Source organism: Mesorhizobium sp. M7A.F.Ca.US.005.03.2.1, from assembly GCF_003997795.1.
Lineage (GTDB): Bacteria > Pseudomonadota > Alphaproteobacteria > Rhizobiales > Rhizobiaceae > Mesorhizobium > Mesorhizobium ciceri.
Genome location: NZ_RZRP01001149.1, coordinates 1 through 1,537, shown reverse-complemented (window position 1 = coordinate 1,537; position 1,537 = coordinate 1). Strand labels below are relative to the sequence as shown.

Below are 1,537 nucleotides of genomic sequence, written 5' to 3'. Positions count from 1 at the left end.
CTCATATGCGGGAACAGCGCGTAGCCCTGGAACACCATGCCGGCGGCCCGTTGCTCTGCCGGTCGGTCGGTGATGTCGACGCCGTCGCTGAACAGCTTGCCCTCGGTCGGCTGCACGAAGCCCGCAAGGATCATCAGGAAGGTGGTCTTGCCCGAACCCGACGGCCCGAGCAGGGTCAGGAACTCGCCACGGCCGATATTGAGCGACAGATTGTCCAGCGCACGGAACGAGCCGAAGCTCTTGCCGATCCCGATTGCCTTGATCTCTGCGGCACGGCCGGGTTGCTGCATACTGCCCTTTCCCTAACGCTTGTCGAAATCGTAGGCAGGGTGCCGGCTCACCGCAACCGAATAGTTTTCGCGTGATCGGCAAATTCCATTCATCTATGGCGAGATGGCGCCGCCTTGCCCTCAATACGGCAGAATGCGGTTCTCCTGGAGTTTCGACCGCAGCCATCCCGCGAACGCTTCCAGCACCGGATGCGAAGCCTTGGCGTGTTCGGAGACCAGGAAATAGGAGCGTGGCGACTTGATCGCGATGTCGAACGGCCTGACCAGCCGGCCCTCGCTCAGCGCCCGCCGGCTGGTCAGTTCGTCGCCCATGGCGATGCCCTGGCCGGCAATCGCCGCCGAAAAGACCAGGTTCATATCGGAAAAGAAGATGCCACCCTCGATGTCGGGGTTTTCCACCTTGGACAGCGCCAGCCAGCGCGCCCAATCCTCGGTGTCGTCGAGATGCAGCAGGTTGGCGCGTAGCACGTCCGACGGCCGGGAAAACCCGCCGACCTTGTTGAGCAGCGTCGGGCTGCAGAGCGGCGTGAACGAGATTTCGCAGAGCGGCTCGACCGCCCGGTTCGGCCAATTGCCGACACCAAACGCAATGAAGGCATCGGCATCTGCGTTGCTGACATCGTCGAGCCGGCGCGGCGTCAGGATGCGCAGCGCCACGTCAGGATACATCTGCCGGAACTCGCCGATATGGGTGCACAAGAACAGCGAGGCGAAGCCGGGCGTGCAACTGACGGCGAACGAGCCGCCGACGCCGGTGCCGGCGTCCCGCGTCACCGCATCGCCCAAAACGGTGAGCGCCTTGCGCACGTCGCTGGCGTAGCGCTGGCCGCGCGGCGTCAGCGCCACGCCCTTGCCGATGCGTTCGAGCAGGTCGAAGCCGAGATCGCGCTCCAGCAGACGAAGCTGATGGCTCACGGCGCTGCGGGTCAGGTGCAACTCGTCAGCGGCGCGCCAGACGCTGCCATGGCGGGCGAAGCTGTCGAGCGCACGCAGCGCTTGTGTGGATGGTATACGCAAGGAGCCTCAGGTGAACCGAATTTGCACGAACCGGGAAAACATATCACTTTTTAGCGAACCGCTTCACTGCTTTCTTCTCATGCCATGGAGAAACCGGTGGCCACCTCGGCGCAAGCAACCGCCCTTGCCTGTCTCGACGGCATCCAGCCGTTGTTGTCCGCGTGGACACGCATCATCTTCGATTACGGCGAGACCGCGTGGCGGGAATATCAATCCGCCGCCTGGTATGT

2 protein-coding genes are annotated in these 1,537 nt (G+C 63.4%); both read right to left on the bottom strand.

Annotated features, from left to right (window positions below; translation table 11 throughout):
- Positions 1-290, bottom strand: a 290-nt coding sequence (locus tag EN991_RS35645; RefSeq protein WP_127370481.1) for an ATP-binding cassette domain-containing protein, incomplete at its 3' end; no start/stop codon positions are given.
- A gap of 120 nt (positions 291-410) precedes the next feature.
- On the bottom strand, positions 411-1,307 hold the full coding sequence (locus EN991_RS35640) for a LysR substrate-binding domain-containing protein (protein ID WP_013532647.1): 897 nt from the start codon (positions 1,305-1,307) through the stop codon (positions 411-413).
- Between the last annotated feature and the right edge of the window lie 230 nt (positions 1,308-1,537).